Below are 16991 nucleotides of genomic sequence, written 5' to 3'. Positions count from 1 at the left end.
CGCCCGGCGTCGCATCTCAGGATGAGGAGCTGGTTGGGCAGCCTGCGGGCATAGTGACGCCACCGGTCGAGACGCTCTCCCAACCAGCATGACGGGAATTGAAACAACGGCCCCGCCAGTCCATTTGTTGACATAAGAATATCTTTATGTGATCTGGACGCCGACCCAAAAGGATATGCGACGCTCATGACTTCCACGACCGAACAGCTTTTCGGGCCGATGACCGACGGCCGCAATCCGGCCGAGGCAGCCGAGGCGCTCAAGCAAGCCGCGTCGGAACGCATCCTCATCCTCGACGGCGCGATGGGCACCGAGATCCAGCTGCTCGGGCTCGGCGAAGAGGACTTCCGCGGCCATCGCTTCGGCGCCTGCGAGTGTCATCTGCAGGGCAACAACGATCTCCTCAACCTGACCCAGCCGAAGGCGATCGAGGATATCCATTACGCCTATGCGATCGCCGGCGCGGACATCCTGGAGACCAACACCTTCTCCTCGACGACCATCGCCCAGGCCGACTACCAGATGGAAGATCAGGTCTACGAGCTGAACCGCGACGGCGCGCGGCTCGCCCGCCGTGCCGCGATCCGCGCCGAACAGAGCGATGGAAAACGTCGCTTCGTCGCCGGCGCGCTCGGGCCGACCAACCGCACCGCCTCGATCTCGCCGGACGTCAACAATCCGGGCTACCGGGCCGTCACCTTCGACGACCTGCGCATTGCCTATGGCGAGCAGCTGCGCGGGCTAATCGACGGCGGCGCCGATATCGTCCTCATCGAGACGATCTTCGATACCCTGAATGCGAAAGCGGCGATCTTCGCCTGCGAAGAGATCTTCGAGGAAAAGGGCGTCCGCCTGCCGGTGATGATCTCCGGCACGATCACCGACCTTTCCGGCCGCACGCTTTCCGGCCAGACGCCGACCGCCTTCTGGCATTCGGTGCGGCATGCCAAGCCCTTCACCATCGGGCTGAACTGCGCCCTTGGCGCAGCGGCGATGCGCGACCACCTTGCCGAGATCTCGGCGGCAGCCGACACCTTCGTCTGCGCCTATCCGAATGCCGGCCTTCCCAACGAGTTCGGCGAATACGACCAGAGCCCGGCGGCGATGGCGAAGGAAGTCGAGGTCTTTGCGAAAGACGGCCTCGTCAACATCGTCGGCGGCTGCTGCGGCTCGACGCCCGATCACATCAAGGCCGTCGCCGAGATGCTGAAGGCCCACAAGCCGCGCCGGATCCCGACCGTCGAGCCGCGGATGAAGCTGTCGGGCCTCGAGCCCTTCACGCTGACCAAGGACATCCCCTTCGTCAATGTCGGCGAGCGGACCAACGTCACCGGCTCGGCAAGATTCCGCAAGCTGATCAAGGAGAACGACTATCCAGCCGCCCTCGAGGTTGCTCGCCAGCAGGTGGAGAACGGCGCCCAGGTCATCGACATCAACATGGACGAGGGCCTGATCGATTCGAAGCAGGCGATGGTCGACTACCTCAACCTCGTTGCCGCCGAGCCGGACATCGCCAAGGTGCCGATCATGATCGACTCCTCGAAGTTCGAGGTGATCGAGGCGGGCCTGAAATGCGTCCAGGGCAAGCCGCTGGTCAATTCGATCTCGATGAAGGAAGGCGAGGAGGCGTTCCTCGCCCAGGCGAAGCTCGTCAAGCGCTACGGCGCGGCGGTCGTCGTCATGGCCTTCGACGAGAAGGGCCAGGCTGACAGCTACGAGCGCAAGGTCGAGATCTGCACCAAGGCCTACAAGCTCCTGACCGAGAAGGCCGGCCTCGCGCCGGAGGACATCGTCTTCGATCCGAACATCTTCGCGGTCGCGACCGGCATCGAGGAACACAATCCCTACGGCGTCGCCTTCATCGACGCGGCGCGGACGATCCGCGAGACGCTGCCGCACGCCCATATCTCCGGCGGCGTCTCGAACCTCTCCTTCTCCTTCCGCGGCAATGAGGCCGTGCGCGAGGCGATGCACGCCGTGTTCCTCTACCACGCCATCCAGGCGGGCATGGACATGGGCATCGTCAATGCCGGCCAGCTGGCGGTCTACGACACGATCGATCCGGAGCTGCGCGAGGCCTGCGAGGACGTCATCCTCAACCGCACGCCGAAGGATGGCGGCGATCCGACCGAGCGGATGCTGGAGCTTGCCGAGCGCTACAAGGGCCAGGGCGGCGGCAAGGCCAAGGAGAAGGACCTCTCCTGGCGCGAGAAGCCGGTGAACGAGCGTCTCGCCCATGCGCTGGTCAACGGCATCACCGAATATATCGAGGGCGACACCGAGGAGGCTCGCGCTGCCGCGGAGCGCCCGCTGCATGTCATCGAGGGGCCGCTGATGGACGGCATGAACATCGTCGGCGACCTGTTCGGCTCCGGCAAGATGTTCCTGCCGCAGGTGGTGAAGTCCGCCCGGGTGATGAAGCAGGCTGTCGCCCATCTCCTGCCTTTCATGGAGGAGGAGAAGCGGCTGGCCGGCGGTGAGGGCCGCAAGAATGCCGGCAAGGTGCTAATGGCGACGGTGAAGGGCGATGTCCACGACATCGGCAAGAACATCGTCGGCGTCGTTCTTGCCTGCAACAACTACGAGGTCGTCGATCTCGGCGTCATGGTGCCGGCCGCGAAGATCCTCGAGACGGCGAGGAAGGAAGAGGTCGACATCATCGGTCTTTCCGGCCTGATCACGCCGTCCCTCGACGAGATGGTGCATGTCGCCGCGGAGATGGAGCGCGAGGGCTTCGACATCCCGCTCTTGATCGGCGGGGCGACGACGAGCCGCGTCCATACCGCGGTGAAGATCCATCCGCAGTATGAACGCGGGCAGAGCGTCTACGTCACCGACGCCTCCAGAGCCGTCGGCGTGGTGTCGAGCCTGCTTTCGGGAGAGACCCGTGACAAGACCATCGCGGGCATTCGCGACGAATACCGCAAGGTCGCCGAGGCGCATGAGAAGTCCGAGCGCGACAAGAAGCGGCTGATGCTGGCGGATGCGCGCGCCAATGCCTTCAAGGCCGACTGGGCCGGTTATGAGGCGAAGGCGCCGTCCTTCCTCGGCACCAAGGTCTACAACGACTTCGATCTTGCCGATCTCGCCGCCCATATCGACTGGACGCCGTTCTTCCAGACCTGGGAGATGAAGGGCCGCTATCCGGCGATCCTCGAGGACGAGCGCCAGGGCGAGGCGGCGCGGTCGCTGTTTGCCGACGCGCAGGCGATGCTGAAACAGATCGTCGAGGAAAAGTGGTTCAAGCCCCAGGCGGTCGTCGGCTTCTGGCCTGCCAATGCGGTGGGTGACGACATCCAGCTCTTCACCGACGAGACCCGCAAGGACGATCTCGCGACGTTCTTCACCCTGCGCCAGCAACTGACCAAGCGCGGCGACCGGCCGAACCTCGCGCTCGCCGACTTCGTGGCGCCGAAGGATTCGGGCAAGGCCGACTATGTCGGCGGCTTCGTGGTGACGGCCGGCATCGAGGAGGAGGCGATCGCCAACCGCTTCGCCAAGGCCAATGACGACTACGCCTCGATCATGGTCAAGGCGCTCGCCGACCGCTTCGCCGAGGCCTTCGCCGAGCGGATGCACGAGATCGTCCGCAAGGAGCTCTGGGGCTATGCGCCGGACGAGAACTACGCGCCGGACGAACTGATCGCCGAGCCCTATGCCGGCATCCGGCCGGCGCCGGGCTATCCGGCCCAGCCGGACCACACCGAGAAGCTCACCCTCTTCGAGCTGCTCGATGCGGAAAAGGAGATCGGCGTAAAGCTCACGGAGAGCCTTGCCATGTGGCCGGGATCGTCGGTCTCCGGGCTCTATATCGGTCATCCGGATTCGCATTATTTCGGCGTCGCCAAGGTCGAGCGCGACCAGGTCGAGGACTATGCCAGGCGCAAGGGCATGAGCGTCGAGGAGGTCGAGCGCTGGCTGGCACCGGTTCTGAACTACGTGCCGAAGCCGCGGGCGAACGAGGAGATCGACGCGGCGGCCTGAGGCCGCCGCCGGTCACTGCCCGGATGAATGGACGGTAATTGACGAATACGGAACTCGGCGGGATGCGGAGCGGTTCTGTCGCCATCGACATCATCCCTCCCTCCCATGGAATTTTCCCGACAATGCAGATCCATCGTCAAATTGCCGCCGGCATCCTTCTTTCCGGCCTGCTGATGGGCACGGCGATCGCAGCGACCAACCAGAACGGCGACGACAACGACCCGCTGAAGGGTCTGCCGCCGCAGGGCAGCGTCAAGCTGTCGAAGGTGGTCGCCACGGCTGAAGAGCGCCCCGGCTTCTACGCGATCAAGAGCATCGACTATTCCGACGGTGACTATCACGTCGTCTACTACATGAATGACGGCGCCGAAGTGCATATCGACTACGACGCCAAGACGGGCGACGGCCATCCGCCGAAGAGCTCGGGACTGTTCGGCGACTGATCGCGGCGAATTTTTTTCCAAACTTCGCGGCGAATTGGAACACCGGACGCTGCGCTCCGGCCTCTCCGCAACTATGTTGCGCCGCAGAGCAGTCCCTGCAGCTGGCCGGGACCCGTGATGAATTGCTGGCGAGCCGGGCGCCCGGACGGGAGCCCGGCTCGCCTTAAAGCATGGAAGGACGATCGATGAGTTCTGTTGCCGCCACCGACGACGCTGCCGAAGCGACCGAATTCCCGATCCCGGCAGGCGTCTTCGCTGAAAATGTGACGGCGGTGAAGCACTATACCGACCGGCTGTTCTCCTTCCGCATGACCCGGCCGCAGAGCTTCCGCTTCCGCTCCGGCGAGTTCGTCATGATCGGTCTGCCGAATGCGGCAAAGCCGGTGTTCCGCGCCTATTCCATCGCCAGCCCGGCCTGGGACGAAGAGCTCGAATTCTTCTCGATCAAGGTGCCGGAAGGTCCTCTCACCGAGCACCTGCAGAAGATCAAGGTCGGCGACACGGTGCTGATGCGCAAGAAGCCGACGGGCACGCTGGTGCATGACGCCCTGATCCCGGGAAAGCGGCTCTTCCTGTTTTCGACAGGCACCGGCATTGCGCCGTTTGCTTCGGTCATCCGCGACCCGGAGACCTACGAGAAGTTCGACCAGGTCATCCTCACCCAGACCTGCCGTGAGAGCGCCGAGCTTAACTACGGCCGCGAGCTCGTCGAGAACACACGCAACGACGAGCTGATGAGCGAATTCGTCGGCGACAAGCTGTTGTTCCACGCAAGCTCCACCCGAGAGGGCGAGCCGCGCGGCGAACGCGTCACCAAGCTGATCGAGAGTGGCAAGCTGTTCACCGACCTCGGCATCGAGCCGCTAAACCCGGAAACCGACCGGGCGATGATCTGCGGATCGATGGCGATGCTGCGGGAGATCGAGGGGCTCCTCCAAGCGCGGGGCTTCGAGGAAGGCGCCAACAACAAGCCCGGCACCTATGTCGTCGAGCGGGCCTTCGTCGACTGAGAGCCGTGCTTGATCGACGGGCGGGGACCACGAATTGCCTTCTCGTCCGTCTTTAGACTGATCCGGCGCTTGTCCCGACGAAACCGAGGATGCACCGTGGGCGCATGAAGGTTGCGGACATCGATTGGGACGAGGGCAACTGGCCGAAATGCGGCGGCCATGGCGTCTCGCAGGTGGAAATCGAAAGGCTTTTTCGCAGCAGCCCATCGGTCTATGCTGATCCCACGCATTTCCGCGACGAGCAGAGACTGCGGGCGATCGGTCGGACAGCGGGCGGACGCTGGCTCTTCGTGGCATTCACGTTGCGCCAGCGGGACGGCAAGACCTTCGTCCGTCCTGTCAGTGCCCGCTACATGCATCGCAAAGAGGTGTCCGCCTATGCCCGACTCAAAGACGCTGAAAAAGATGCCGGTTCTCCTGACCGATGAGGAGGCTGAAGAGTTTGTCGCTCATGCGGACCTGACGGAGTATGATCTCTCCGGATTCCGGCCGATGACGTTCGAATTTCCAGATGAAGAGGAGCGCCTGCTTCTCTCTCTGCCGAAAAGGCAGATCGAGGCCCTGAAGCTGCTGGCAAAGAAGCAAGACGTCTCCTATGACAAGCTTGTTCGGCAGCTCATCGACAGGGCCCTGAAAGCCGAGGGCGTCTGAGTGATTCTCAGGGGCCTACCGACCGCCTGACCGTTGTTGTTGATGATCCCGAACGCCGCGTGCCGTGGGGAATGCCTGACATGTTGGCTTCGCTGAAATGGAGCGGCGCGGGAGCAGGCCGTCCATGGTGAGGTCGGGGGCAGATTGCGCAACACGGGGCGATCCGTCCCGATCAACCGATTCTCGCCCATGTCCTTCCTCACCATTGCGCTCCTCTTCGTCGCCGGTTTTGCCGCCAGTGCGATCAACGCCGTTGCCGGCGGCGGCACGTTCCTGACCTTCGGGGCGCTGTCCTTGGCGGGCGTGCCGCCGATCTCGGCCAACGCCACGTCGTCGATCGCCCAGCTCCCCGGCTATTTCACCTCGACGCTGCCCTATCTGAAGGACCTCCGGTCGATATGGCGGGGAATCATCCTCCTGGCGCTCGTCTCGGTGGTCGGCTCCGTCCTCGGGGCGATGCTGCTTCTGTGGCTCGACAATGCCGAGTTCTCCGCGGCGGTGCCCTGGCTGCTGCTCGGCGCAACGGCGCTCTTTGCTGCGGGCCCCTGGCTGCGGCCGAAGCAGAGGCATCAGGAGGACGCCGCCGCCGCAGGCCGCAGTCGCTCCGGCCCTGCAATGCAGTTCGTCACCGCCATCTATGGCGGCTTCTTCGGCGCCGGCATGGGCATCATGATGCTGGCGACGCTGGGGCTGACCGAGAGCGGCGACTATCACCGGCTGAACGCGGTGAAGAACGTCCTCGCCAATGTCATCGCGATCGTCGCCATCGTCGTCTTCGTCTCGGGCGGCGTCGTCGACTGGGCCGGCGCGCTGGCGATGATCCCGGGCGTCGCGCTCGGCGGCTATTCAGGCGTCTGGGTTGCCAAGCGAGTGCCGCAGATCGCCATCCGCCTGTTCGTCATCGCCATCGGCCTGTCGCTCGCCGCCTACTATTTCGTGACGGGATGACCTCGGCCAGCCTCAGAAGGCGAGGGCCGCGCCGTCGGCCCGCGGATCGCTCGCCCCCTCGATGACGCCGGTGGGATGACGGACGACCGCTCCGGCATGGCCGGCCATGTCGGAAAAGGCCGGGATGATCTCGACGTCGTGGCCGGCAGCCACCAAGGCCTCGACGAGTTCCGGCGAAAACCTCTCTTCCAGCTTCAGCGTCGTGGTCGCGTCGCCCCAGGTCTTGCCGAGCAGCCAGCGCGGCGCCGTCACCGCCTCCTGCAGGCCTTCACCGAACATCGCATAGCGCGAGAAGACCGCGCTTTGCGTCTGCGGCTGGCCCTCGCCGCCCATCGTGCCATAGGCCATGACGCGCCCGTCCTTCAGCTGCGCCAGCGCCGGGTTCAGCGTGTGGAACGGCCGTCGCCGCGGACCGACCTGGTTGGGGCCGGGAGAGAGCGAGAAGCCCGCCCCGCGATTCTGGAAGAAGACGCCGGTCTCGGGGCAGGTCAGGCCCGAGCCGAACTCCCAGAAGACGCTCTGGATGAAGCTCACCACGGTGCCGTGCCTGTCGGCGGCGCCCATCCAGATCGTATCGCCGGGCTTTGCCAAATGCGGCCAGGGAAACGCGCGCTCGCGGTCGATCCTGCCGGAGATCTCCGCCAGGGTCTTTTCCGTCAGCCATTCGCTCGCCGGCCGAGCCATGAAATCCGGATCGCCGAGCTCGGCATTCCTGAGGATGAAGGCCTGCTTGGTCGCCTCGATCAGCCCGTGCAGATGGTCGAAGCCCTCGCCTGCCGACACGCCCAGCCGATCGAACAGGGCCAGGATCATCAGCGACGAGACGCCTTGCGTCGGCGGCACCATGTTGAACAGTTTGCCCGCCGAGATCTCGACGGAGAGCGGTTCGACCGTCTCGGCCTCGAAGTGGTAGAAGTCCTCGAGCCGCAGCGGCGAGCCCGCCGCCTCCAGGAAGGCGGCGTTCGCCTTGGCGATGCCGCCGCGATAGAAGCCGTCGAGCCCTTCGTCGGCCAGGGTCCTCAGGGTTGCCGCCAGCGCCGGCTGCCTGAGGATGTCGCCCTCGCGGGGCGGCTTTCCATCGATCAGGAAGGTCTCGGCAAAACCCGGCACGTCCTTCAGACCGTCGAGCTTGGCCGCGGTGCAGTCGGCCTGGTTGCCGGTGACGACGATGCCCTGTTCGGCATGGCCGATGGCGGCTGCCAGGAGATCGGAGAGCGGCATGCGGCGATGCGGCTCGATGAGGCGCAGCGCCTCGTCCCAGCCGGAGATCGTGCCGGGCACGGTGAGCGCCGCATGGGCGCCGCGGGTCGGCATGGCGTCGGTGTGACCGTGCTCGGCATACCACTCGGGCGTCGCAAGTTCGGCGGCGCGGCCGCAGCCCGAGATCCCGACCGGCGCCTCGCCCGGCCGGTGGATGATCCAGAAGCCGTCGCCGCCGATGCCGTTCATGTGCGGATAGACCACCGCGATGGTGGCGGCCGCCGCGACCAATGCCTCGATCGCCGTTCCGCCTCTGGCGAGGATCGCCTGTCCGGCGAGCGCCGCCGCCGTGTGCGGAGCGCTGACGCAGCCGTTCAGACCCTTGGCGCTATGCAGCATGAAACTTCTCCCTCACCAGCCGATCGCGTCGGGAAGCCATAGCGCCAATTGCGGGAAGAGGTACACCAGCAAAAGGCCGACCAGCTGGATGGCGATGAACGGGACGACGCCGCGATAGATGTCGCTGGTGCGCAGCTCCGGCGGCGCGACGCCCTTCAGGAAGAACAGCGCCCAGCCGAAGGGCGGCGTCAGGAACGAGGTCTGGAGATTGACGCCGACGAGGATCGCCACCCAGGCGAGGTCGACGCCCGACTGGTGCAGGACCGGCAGGAACAGCGGCAGGGCGATGTAGGAGATCTCGATCCATTCGAGGAAAAAGCCGAGGATGAAGAGCAGCGCCATCAGGAAGAACAGCTGCCCGTCGATGCCGCCCGGCACATAGGCGAAGGCGTCCTGCACCAGCCGGTCGCCGCCGAGGCCGCGGAAGGCCAGCGAGAAGACCTGCGAGAAGATCAGGATGAAGAACACCATCGCCGAGGTGACGAAGGAGCCGCGGACGACCTCGACCATCACCTTCAGCGTCAGCCGGCCGGAGAAGAGGGCAAGCAGCACTGAGCCGAAGGCGCCCATGGCCGCCGCCTCGGTGGGGGCGGCGACACCGCCGATGATCGAGCCGAGTACCAGGAAGATCAGCGCCAGCGGCGGTAGCACCACCGTCAGCAGGCGCTTCGCCAGATCGCCGCCGGAGACCGCCCGCCGCTCCTCGATGGGGATGGCCGGGACGCGATCGGGGAGGAAGACGCCGAGTGCGAGAATATAGACGATGAACAACCCGGCAAGCAGCAGTCCGGGGATCAGCGCCGCGGCAAACAGCGTACCGACGCTCTCGCCCATGATGTCGGCCAGGAGGATCAGGACGAGGCTCGGCGGGATGATCTGGCCGAGCGTGCCCGAGGCGCAGATGACGCCGGCCGCGACGCCCTTGTCGTAGCCCCGGCGGATCAGCGGGTTGAGGGCGATCAGCCCGACGGTGACGACCGTTGCGCCGACGACCCCCGAGGCGGCACCCATCAGGACGCCGACGAGGATGATCGCGAGCGCCATGCCGCCCCTGAGGCCGCCCATGGCGAGGCCGATCACGTCGAGCAGATCCTCCGCCATCTTCGAGCGCTCGAGCATGATGCCCATGAAGATGAACAGCGGCAGGGCAAGCAGCGTGTAGTTGGTGACGACGCCGAAGATCCGTGCCGGCAACAGGCCGAACAGCATGCCGCCGAAGCCCGCATAGCCGAAGACGAAGCCGGTGACCGCCAGGCAGATCGGCACCGGCAGGCCGCCAAGCAGCAACAGGAAGAATGCGCCGATCATCGCCAGCGCGAGCATTTCGTTGACCGGCATGACGTCAGCTTTCGGTGGGGGAGATCGGGCGGTGGCCGGTCAGTCTGGCGAGGTCGAAGACGAAGCGGGCGAAGGACTGGATCGCCAGGAGGAGGAAGGCGGCGGGAATCGCGGCCTTGAGGATCCAGCGATAGGGCAGTCCGCCGGGATCAGCCGAGCCTTCGCCGAGCGCGTAGGACTGGGCGACGAAGCCGAGAGCGAGCTTGGCGATCATCAGGGAGATGAGGCCGAGGCAGAGGACGCCGACGGCGTCGACGACGAGCTTCACCTTCGGCGGGAACGAGCCATAGAGGACGTCGACCCGGACTTCTTCGCCGCGATTCAGCGCATAGGGCATGCCGAACAGCGCGCCGACCGCCATCAGATGCCACTCCATCTCCTGCAGGCCGACGACGCCGTAGGAGAACAGGTAGCGGGCGATGACGTTGAAGGCGATGAGTAGCACCATGGCGAGGCCGGTCCAGGCCATGACCTCGCCGACGATGCGGACGAGGCGATCGGCCCCGTCCGCGAGCTGGAGAACGAAACGCACCGGCTGCTACGACTTGTAGAGGACCGGCAGCAGCGGCTCGGCCGAAACGCCGGCCCAGTCGCCATACTGCTTCTTGAAGGCGAAATAGGCCTCGTGGACCTTCTTGGTCTTCGGATCGGCGTCGGCGCCTTCCTGCAGCGTCGCGGTGGTCACCTCGCGCAGCTTCTCGACCACCTCGTCGGGCAGCGGCTTGGCGATGACGCCGAAGTTCTTGACGAGATCGTCCATCGCCTCGGCATTGGTCGCGTCGCACCAGGCGTTGCTCTCGACGTTGCAGGCCATGGCGGCGGTCTTGACGATCGCCTGCAGATCGGCCGGCAGGGTTTCCCAGGCAGCCTTGTTGATCAGGAGCTCGGTGACGTTGTTCGGCTCGTGCCAGCCGGTGGTGTAGTAGTACTTCGCTGCCTTCTGCAGGCCCAGCCGGCGGTCCTGATAAGGGCCGACGAACTCGGCAGCGTCGATGACGCCGCGCTCCAGCGCCGGGAAGATCTCACCGCCGGGCAAGAGCTGCACATTGACGCCGAGCTTGGCATAGACCTTACCGGCAAGGCCGGGGATGCGCATCTTCAGGCCGTTGAAATCCTCGACCGAGTTGATCTCCTTGCGGAACCAGCCGGTCATCTGGACACCGGTATTGCCCATCGGGAACGCGACCATGCCGAGCGGCTCGTAGAGCTCGTGCCACAGGTCGATACCGCCGCCATTATAGAGCCAGGCATTGGTGCCCTTGACGTCCATGCCGAAGGGGACCGTGGTGAAATACTGCGCGGCGGGGATCTTGCCGGCCCAGTAATAGGCGTTGGCGGCGTTCATCTCGACCATGCCGCCCTGCACGGCATCGAAGCCCTGCAGCGCCGGGATCAGCTCGCCGGCGGCGAAGTGCTGGATCTTCAGCCGGCCGTCGGACATCGCCTCGACCTTTTTACAGAAGTCCGTCGGGCTGCCCGGTCCCTCGACGTAGAAAGGCGATCCCGGTCCGTAGGCGTTGGTCATCTTCCAGGAAAAGCTTTCCTGCGCCCGGGCAACGGCGGGGGCGGCGAGCGAGGCCGAAGCGGCGATCGCGGCACCGGAGAGGAATTGACGTCGTTGCAAGCCGATACTCCTTGAGCTCTGGATGGTTCGAACGCGGCATCCGTCGTTCGAGAGTTGCAAAGGCAACCTGCATGCCAAGCCGGAAGACCAGCTGTTTCGGGGGACGGCTGCACACGCATCGCGGCATTATGTATGCAAAGGCGGCAGGCCCTGTGCATTTGCGGGGCAGCCTGAGCCGACGCTTCGACTGAGCGCCTCGATCGGGCCGACCTGCCGGAACGAGGCGGCGGCCATCCTCACGCGGGCTTGTTCGCAACTGCGACAGTGTGGCGGGCTCTCTTCACGCTTTGGCCATATTGCGGCGATTTACGAAACATCGGGGACGTTCGATCCGCAGCTTTTGCGGGTCGCGCCGCTCGGGCGGCGGTAGCCGCGGCGGTCAAGGGTCGTGGCAGCCAAGACGCGCCGCGACCATCGTCCGGCCCCACATCGGAGCCCATGCGGCGCTCCGCTTTCCCGATGGCGGCCGACGCCGGACCTCGTGGAAACCCGCGGGGCGATGGGCCGCAAGGCCTGCGCAGGGTTCGCGCAGGCTCCGGCGGCGATCTTGTTTGAAAACGGGGGCAGGTAATGACGAGAGCGACCGAGACGAAGGGCCTTCAGGCAACGCGCAGGCGGTTTCTCCTGGGGGCCGCGGCGTCGGGCCTCGGCCTGATGCCCGGTGCCGCCTTTGCCCAGAACGCCCTATCCGACATCCTCAACGCGCCGTCCCGGGGCAACTGGGACGACCAGTTCGACACCCGCGGCTCGAACGTGCGGCAGGTGGCGTCGAACACGCCGATCTTCTCGAACTACACGCTGGTCTCGACCGAAAGCGCCGTCAACGCCTATCAGGGCATCGTAGCTTCTGGCGGCTGGCCGCAGGTGCCGGAAAACGAGAAGCTCAGGATCGGTTCGGAATCGCCTGCGGTTCCGGTCCTGCGTCGGCGTCTCGCCATTGCCGGCGACCTTGCCGCCTCGGCCGGCGCTTCCAGCGTCTTCGATTCCTATGTGGACGCGGCGGTGAAGCGCTTCCAGGCGCGTCATGGTTTACCGGCCGACGGCGTCGTCGCCGAATATACCTACAAGGCGATGAACGTGCCGGCGCAGCTTCGCCTCAACCAGCTGATCACCAATGTCAGCCGGCTGCAGGAGATGGTCGCCAAGGTCGATGCCCCGCGCTTCGTGATGGTCAACATTCCCGCCGCCTCCGTCGAGGCGGTGGAGAACGGCCAGGTGGTGCAGCGCCACACCGCCATCGTCGGCAAGATCGATCGCCAGTCGCCGATCCTCGAATCGAAGATCACCAATCTGAACCTCAATCCCTACTGGCATGCCCCGGCGTCGATCGTCCGCAAGGACATAATCCCGCTGATGCGCAAGGATCCGACCTATCTCGAAAAGTCGAACATCCACATCTATGACGGCCAGGGCAACGAGATCCCGCCGCAGTCGATCGACTGGAACACCGACGAGGCGGTGAAATACCTGTTCCGTCAGGATCCGGGCAAGAACAACGCGATGGCTTCGGTGAAGATCAACTTCCCGAACCCTTATTCGGTGTATATGCACGACACCCCGCAGCAGGGGCTGTTCTCCAATCTGATGCGCTTCGATTCCTCGGGCTGCGTGCGCGTCCAGAACGTCCGCGACCTGATCGTCTGGCTCGCCCGCGACGAGCCGAGCTGGGATCGCCAGCACATCGAGCAGGTGATCGCGGCGCGCGAGCGCCAGGACATCGACCTCATCAATCCGGTGCCGGTGTTCTTCACCTACATCACCGCCTGGGCGACCGATCCGAACGTCGTGCAGTTCCGCGACGACATCTATCACCGCGACGGCTCCGAGCAGCTGGCGATGAGCGAGCTTCAGGCGCAGCCCTATCAGGGCGGCCAGCAGAACCCCTACGCGCAAGGTGACGAGGCCTATCGCTGAGGGACGGAAGCAGGTTCCGGCGCTTGCCGACGACCTTCCGAAGCGCCTGCGGGACACCGTGGGCGCTTTCTTGTCAGCGGCGACAATTTGCCTTCGGTGATATGGCCGTAAGCCGCAGAGGCTCGAGGCGGCTTGCTCCGCCTCCGTGTGGCCTGACGACGAAGTGACCTGTGGTGCGCGCGGGTTATGCCGCGAGTGCGGCAGGCCGACGGGTTTCGTCAGCGCTCGAAGGCGGGGAGGGCGTCGAAGGCCTGCTTCAGGGCGTCCGACCAGCCGTCGGAGATCGTCCGGTAATACTCGTCCTTGGCGTCGAAGCGCCGCCGGTAGCCTCTGACGAAGCTGTCTCCCTCGTAGAACTGCATGTCGATCGGCAGGCCGACGGAGAGGTTCGACTTGATGGTGGAATCGAACGACACCAGGAGCAGCTTGGCGCAATCTTCCAGTGACATGGTCGGATCGTAGGTCCGGATGATGATCGGGCGGCCGTATTTGTGTTCGCCGATCTGGAAGAAGGGATTGTCGCGGCCGGCCTCGATGAAGTTGCCTTCGGGATAGATCATGAAGAGGCGCGGGCGGCCGCCCTTGATCTGGCCGCCGAAGATGAAGGAGGCCGAGAAGACCGATTCGGCCGTCTGCCCGCCCTGGGCATTGCCGGAGATGACCTCCTTGACGGTTTCGCCGATCAGCCGGGCGGTCTGGAACATCGAGGGCTGGGTCAGGATGCTCGGCTGGCGCTCGGCGGGAGCGACCATGCGCTCGTCGAGCAGCGAGACGGTGGCCTGGGTGGTGGCGAGATTGCCGGCCGAGAGCAGGCAGAGGAACCGCTCGCCCGGCACCTCCCAGGTCTTCATCTTGGAGACGACCGAAATGTTGTCGAGACCGGCGTTCGTCCGGGTGTCGGACATGAACACCAGGCCACGCTCCACCAGAAGCCCGACGCAATAGGTCATCGAAGTCAGATGCCTCTCAAAGGATCGGCAGTATCGCTGCCGCGACTCCCGATCTGATCAATCCGCCAACTCTTCACCCGAGGCAACTATCATGCGCCGCTTGTCCTAAACTTTTTGCGACGGTGTTGCGGTGCTATGTCGCGGCGCCGGCGCGCTGCGTCATCCGACGAGCCGCGCCCGCGAACAGTCGAGACCGTCGACCCTGACGTCGAGCTCCCCGAGGCCGGCACCGGTGATCGCCAGGATGCCGTTGGCGACCTCGTCGAGCGGCGCTGCGAGAGCCGTGAGAACGTCCCTGACGGTGCCGCGCACGATCGGTCCCGAAAGGCCGAGCCCGAGAAAGTCGACCGAGACGTCGGTCTCCTCGATCAGGCGCCTGATCAGGCTCGATGCCAGCGTCTGCGTGCGCGCGGTCTTGACGGTGCCGTTGCCGATCTCGCTGCCGCGGAAGGTCAGGACGATCGGCGTCGTCTGCTCGACGGCGACGTTGGCGCGGGCCGAGATCCGGGCCAGCAGGACGTCGACGATCGTCGCTTCGGCGAGGCTGTCGCCGACGGCGGCAGCGGCGAGCGGCTTGGCGAATTGTCCGATCGAGGCCCGCACCAGCCCCGGGGTGACGGCGACGCGCACTTCGCGGTCGGCAAGGCTCGCACCGCAGGTCGCGGCGATCACCTCAGCCGTTCCGCCCGCGGCCACCACCTCTACCGGCAGTTGGAGCGCCTTCGCTCCGGCAAGATCGACAAAGGTGGAGGCGACGAGCCGCATGCGGAGCTGGTCGGTGGTCACCCGAGTCCCGACGCCCCCGGCTGCAATCGAACGCGCCGACTGCATGGCTTCGGCGAGGAGGACGTCCGCCTGCACCGAGCCGGCGGGCGCAAGGTCGATCTCGGCGGAGACCGCATTGCCGATGCCGTTCGGGCGGATGGCGGCGCCGGCGATATCGAGGACGTTCAGCCGCGCGGTCAGCGCCGAGGCCGGATAGTTCGCCGCGAGCCGCTCCTGCCGCTCGTCGAGATCGACGATGTCGGCGAGCCTGACGGTGGTGGCGACCGCGAGCGGCGAGTAGCTCGCCTTCTGCAGGATCGAGGCGCCGAGATAGTTGCCCGTCACCGTCAGTTCTTGCGACATTGCGGTGGTCACCGTGGAGAGCGGGAAGTCGTGCTGCAGGACGACGGCGGCAGACGCGTCGGGTATTTCAGACAGCGTGTCGGCGAGGCGCCGGCCCAACGCGCCGAGCCCGATCTGCGCACGGGCGAGCCACTGATAGTCGGCGGCGGTGAGATTGACGTTGAGGCCCAGCAGAGGATCGAGGAAGGCATTGATGAGTTTCGGATCGAGGGAGGCGAGCCGGCTGCCGGCCGAGAGACTTACGGAGGGAAGCAACGCCGCCTCGGAGCGCGAGGAGATCGCAAGGTCCTGCAAGCCGAGAACGCGGCCGAAGACGAACGGCCATGTCGTCTCCGCCCTGACGCGGATGGCGTTTCCGCTGCCGGCGGGCAGGAAACGCGCGTCCCTGTCGATATTCGGATCGTCACGATAGATGCCGTAGACGAGCGTGTGCCGCGCCTCGGCAAAGCCGTTGGCTGCGAGAACGGCGTCGATGACGTTGTCCGCATCGGCCGGGCGGCTGGCGGCGGCAAGGGCCGCAGCGTCGGTTGCCGCCTGCAGCGATCGCCTTTCCAGATAGGCGGCGCCGAGATCCAGCGCGAAGGCGGCACAGCCGAGAACGATCGGGAGGCTGAGGGCGAAGGTGACGACGATCGAGCCGGCCTCGGCGCGGCGGAGGCGACGAAGGGAGGCGAGGGGAGCGCTCATGGCAGCATCACCGTCGCCGAGCGCTCGATCGAGGACATCGAACCGACCATGTCCGCGAGAAGCAGCGGGACGGGGATGTAGGACGCGTCGTATCTGACGGTGACGGTCAGCGAACCGGCGTCCTCACGGCCCGCCGCCACCAGCTTTTCGGGGCGGATCAGGACGTAGGAGCCGGCGTCCGCCTCGATGCGGCGCTCGATCAGCGCCTGCCGCTCCTCCGCCGTCAGACCGACCATGGCATAGCGCCCGACATCGGCCGAGATCTGCTCGAGGGAATGGGCGATCCCGAGATACCAGCCGACGGCGATCGAGGCGAAGAGCAGGACGAGAAAGACCGGAAGGATCAGGGCGAATTCGACGGCGTTGCTGCCGCAGGTATTCTTGGCGAGATGACGTGGGGACCGAAGGAGATTCGGGAGTGTGAGGTCATGCCAACCCGGGTTCGGCGTTTTGCGTTGATTGTTATGCATTTTCTTGCTCTCCCGTATCCGCGAGTGACCGGCAGTCTGGCTGCACAATCTCACCCTCGCCAGAGAGCCTTACGTCCCTTGGTTGATGAGGCGTAAAGAAAAAATGGCAAGAAAAACAATTGCTTTTGCGACGGTCACGGGGACCATCGAAACCTCGTACAAATACCTACGTACAATTTCTGGTTTGAGCTGGCGCAGCCGCGCAGATGCGGCTCCATGCGGAGATCATTGCTGCATGTAAGTGA

General features: G+C 65.3%; 14 protein-coding genes. 7 read left to right on the top strand and 7 right to left on the bottom strand.

What is annotated here, in order from left to right:
* Nucleotides 1–219: 219 nt before the first annotated feature.
* The 6 genes from metH to E3C22_RS06585 all read left to right on the top strand — a co-directional run bounded on the left by metH (nucleotide 220) and on the right by E3C22_RS06585 (nucleotide 7036).
* Nucleotides 220–3984 carry a methionine synthase gene (gene metH, locus E3C22_RS06610; RefSeq protein ID WP_425364962.1) on the top strand — a complete coding sequence of 1255 codons (3765 nt, stop codon included), beginning with the start codon at nucleotides 220–222 and terminating at the stop codon, nucleotides 3982–3984.
* Between the two features lie 122 nt (nucleotides 3985–4106).
* Entirely contained in the window at nucleotides 4107–4427 is a 321-nt protein-coding gene (locus tag E3C22_RS06605; RefSeq protein WP_134761218.1) for a PepSY domain-containing protein, read from the top strand.
* A gap of 185 nt (nucleotides 4428–4612) precedes the next feature.
* Nucleotides 4613–5437: a ferredoxin--NADP reductase gene (locus tag E3C22_RS06600; protein WP_134761217.1), complete on the top strand. Its 825-nt coding sequence runs from the start codon at nucleotides 4613–4615 to the stop codon at nucleotides 5435–5437.
* Nucleotides 5438–5541: 104 nt separating this feature from the next.
* A complete protein-coding gene (locus tag E3C22_RS06595) occupies nucleotides 5542–5865 on the top strand; it encodes a BrnT family toxin (protein ID WP_134761216.1) in 324 nt (107 codons plus the stop codon).
* Entirely contained in the window at nucleotides 5843–6088 is a 246-nt protein-coding gene (locus E3C22_RS06590; protein WP_245514815.1) for a CopG family antitoxin, read from the top strand. The genes E3C22_RS06595 and E3C22_RS06590 overlap by 23 nt, the downstream gene beginning before the upstream one ends.
* A gap of 189 nt (nucleotides 6089–6277) precedes the next feature.
* Nucleotides 6278–7036 (top strand): sulfite exporter TauE/SafE family protein, encoded by a 759-nt coding sequence (locus E3C22_RS06585; protein WP_134761214.1) that lies wholly within the window; start codon nucleotides 6278–6280, stop codon nucleotides 7034–7036.
* A gap of 12 nt (nucleotides 7037–7048) precedes the next feature.
* Here the strand turns inward: E3C22_RS06585 and E3C22_RS06580 are convergent, their stop codons facing one another.
* The 4 genes from E3C22_RS06580 to E3C22_RS06565 are packed head-to-tail and all read right to left on the bottom strand — an operon-like array spanning nucleotide 7049 to nucleotide 11597.
* Nucleotides 7049–8635: a gamma-glutamyltransferase family protein gene (locus E3C22_RS06580; RefSeq protein ID WP_134761213.1), complete on the bottom strand. Its 1587-nt coding sequence runs from the start codon at nucleotides 8633–8635 to the stop codon at nucleotides 7049–7051.
* A 12-nt stretch (nucleotides 8636–8647) separates the two neighbouring features.
* Nucleotides 8648–9973 (bottom strand): TRAP transporter large permease, encoded by a 1326-nt coding sequence (locus tag E3C22_RS06575; protein ID WP_134761212.1) that lies wholly within the window; start codon nucleotides 9971–9973, stop codon nucleotides 8648–8650.
* Nucleotides 9974–9977: 4 nt separating this feature from the next.
* Nucleotides 9978–10505 (bottom strand): TRAP transporter small permease subunit, encoded by a 528-nt coding sequence (locus tag E3C22_RS06570; protein WP_206026914.1) that lies wholly within the window; start codon nucleotides 10503–10505, stop codon nucleotides 9978–9980.
* 6 nt (nucleotides 10506–10511) lie between these two features.
* Nucleotides 10512–11597 carry a TRAP transporter substrate-binding protein gene (locus E3C22_RS06565; RefSeq protein WP_134761211.1) on the bottom strand — a complete coding sequence of 362 codons (1086 nt, stop codon included), beginning with the start codon at nucleotides 11595–11597 and terminating at the stop codon, nucleotides 10512–10514.
* A gap of 570 nt (nucleotides 11598–12167) precedes the next feature.
* On the opposite strand from E3C22_RS06565, the gene E3C22_RS06560 reads away from it, so the two are divergent.
* On the top strand, nucleotides 12168–13511 hold the full coding sequence (locus E3C22_RS06560; RefSeq protein ID WP_134761210.1) for a L,D-transpeptidase family protein: 1344 nt from the start codon (nucleotides 12168–12170) through the stop codon (nucleotides 13509–13511).
* 218 nt (nucleotides 13512–13729) lie between these two features.
* Here E3C22_RS06560 and E3C22_RS06555 read toward each other — a convergent pair whose 3' ends face one another.
* The 3 genes from E3C22_RS06555 to E3C22_RS06545 all read right to left on the bottom strand — a co-directional run bounded on the left by E3C22_RS06555 (nucleotide 13730) and on the right by E3C22_RS06545 (nucleotide 16746).
* On the bottom strand, nucleotides 13730–14461 hold the full coding sequence (locus tag E3C22_RS06555) for a proteasome-type protease (protein ID WP_134761209.1): 732 nt from the start codon (nucleotides 14459–14461) through the stop codon (nucleotides 13730–13732).
* A gap of 159 nt (nucleotides 14462–14620) precedes the next feature.
* Entirely contained in the window at nucleotides 14621–16276 is a 1656-nt protein-coding gene (locus tag E3C22_RS06550; protein WP_134761208.1) for a pilus assembly protein TadG-related protein, read from the bottom strand.
* Complete coding sequence (locus E3C22_RS06545) at nucleotides 16273–16746, bottom strand: TadE/TadG family type IV pilus assembly protein (RefSeq protein ID WP_134761207.1); 474 nt, start codon at nucleotides 16744–16746, stop codon at nucleotides 16273–16275. Before E3C22_RS06545 ends, E3C22_RS06550 begins: the two co-directional genes overlap by 4 nt.
* Nucleotides 16747–16991: the final 245 nt, after the last annotated feature.

The organism is Jiella endophytica (assembly GCF_004519335.1).
In the GTDB taxonomy this organism is placed as follows: Bacteria; Pseudomonadota; Alphaproteobacteria; order Rhizobiales; family Rhizobiaceae; genus Jiella; species Jiella endophytica.
Note: the sequence above shows the minus strand (reverse complement) of the source record. Positions and strands in the feature narration are given on the sequence as shown.

Excerpts from the sequence above, each read along its gene's own strand:
- metH (WP_425364962.1), top strand. The coding sequence starts at position 220 with ATGACCGACGGCCGCAATCCGGCCGAGGCAGCCGAGGCGCTCAAGCAA.
- E3C22_RS06605 (WP_134761218.1), top strand. The coding sequence starts at position 4,107 with ATGCAGATCCATCGTCAAATTGCCGCCGGCATCCTTCTTTCCGGCCTG.
- E3C22_RS06600 (WP_134761217.1), top strand. The coding sequence starts at position 4,613 with ATGAGTTCTGTTGCCGCCACCGACGACGCTGCCGAAGCGACCGAATTC.
- E3C22_RS06595 (WP_134761216.1), top strand. The coding sequence starts at position 5,542 with ATGAAGGTTGCGGACATCGATTGGGACGAGGGCAACTGGCCGAAATGC.
- E3C22_RS06590 (WP_245514815.1), top strand. The coding sequence starts at position 5,843 with ATGCCGGTTCTCCTGACCGATGAGGAGGCTGAAGAGTTTGTCGCTCAT.
- E3C22_RS06585 (WP_134761214.1), top strand. The coding sequence starts at position 6,278 with ATGTCCTTCCTCACCATTGCGCTCCTCTTCGTCGCCGGTTTTGCCGCC.
- E3C22_RS06580 (WP_134761213.1), bottom strand. The coding sequence starts at position 8,635 with ATGCTGCATAGCGCCAAGGGTCTGAACGGCTGCGTCAGCGCTCCGCAC.
- E3C22_RS06575 (WP_134761212.1), bottom strand. The coding sequence starts at position 9,973 with ATGCCGGTCAACGAAATGCTCGCGCTGGCGATGATCGGCGCATTCTTC.
- E3C22_RS06560 (WP_134761210.1), top strand. The coding sequence starts at position 12,168 with ATGACGAGAGCGACCGAGACGAAGGGCCTTCAGGCAACGCGCAGGCGG.
- E3C22_RS06555 (WP_134761209.1), bottom strand. The coding sequence starts at position 14,461 with ATGACCTATTGCGTCGGGCTTCTGGTGGAGCGTGGCCTGGTGTTCATG.
- E3C22_RS06550 (WP_134761208.1), bottom strand. The coding sequence starts at position 16,276 with ATGAGCGCTCCCCTCGCCTCCCTTCGTCGCCTCCGCCGCGCCGAGGCC.
- E3C22_RS06545 (WP_134761207.1), bottom strand. The coding sequence starts at position 16,746 with ATGCATAACAATCAACGCAAAACGCCGAACCCGGGTTGGCATGACCTC.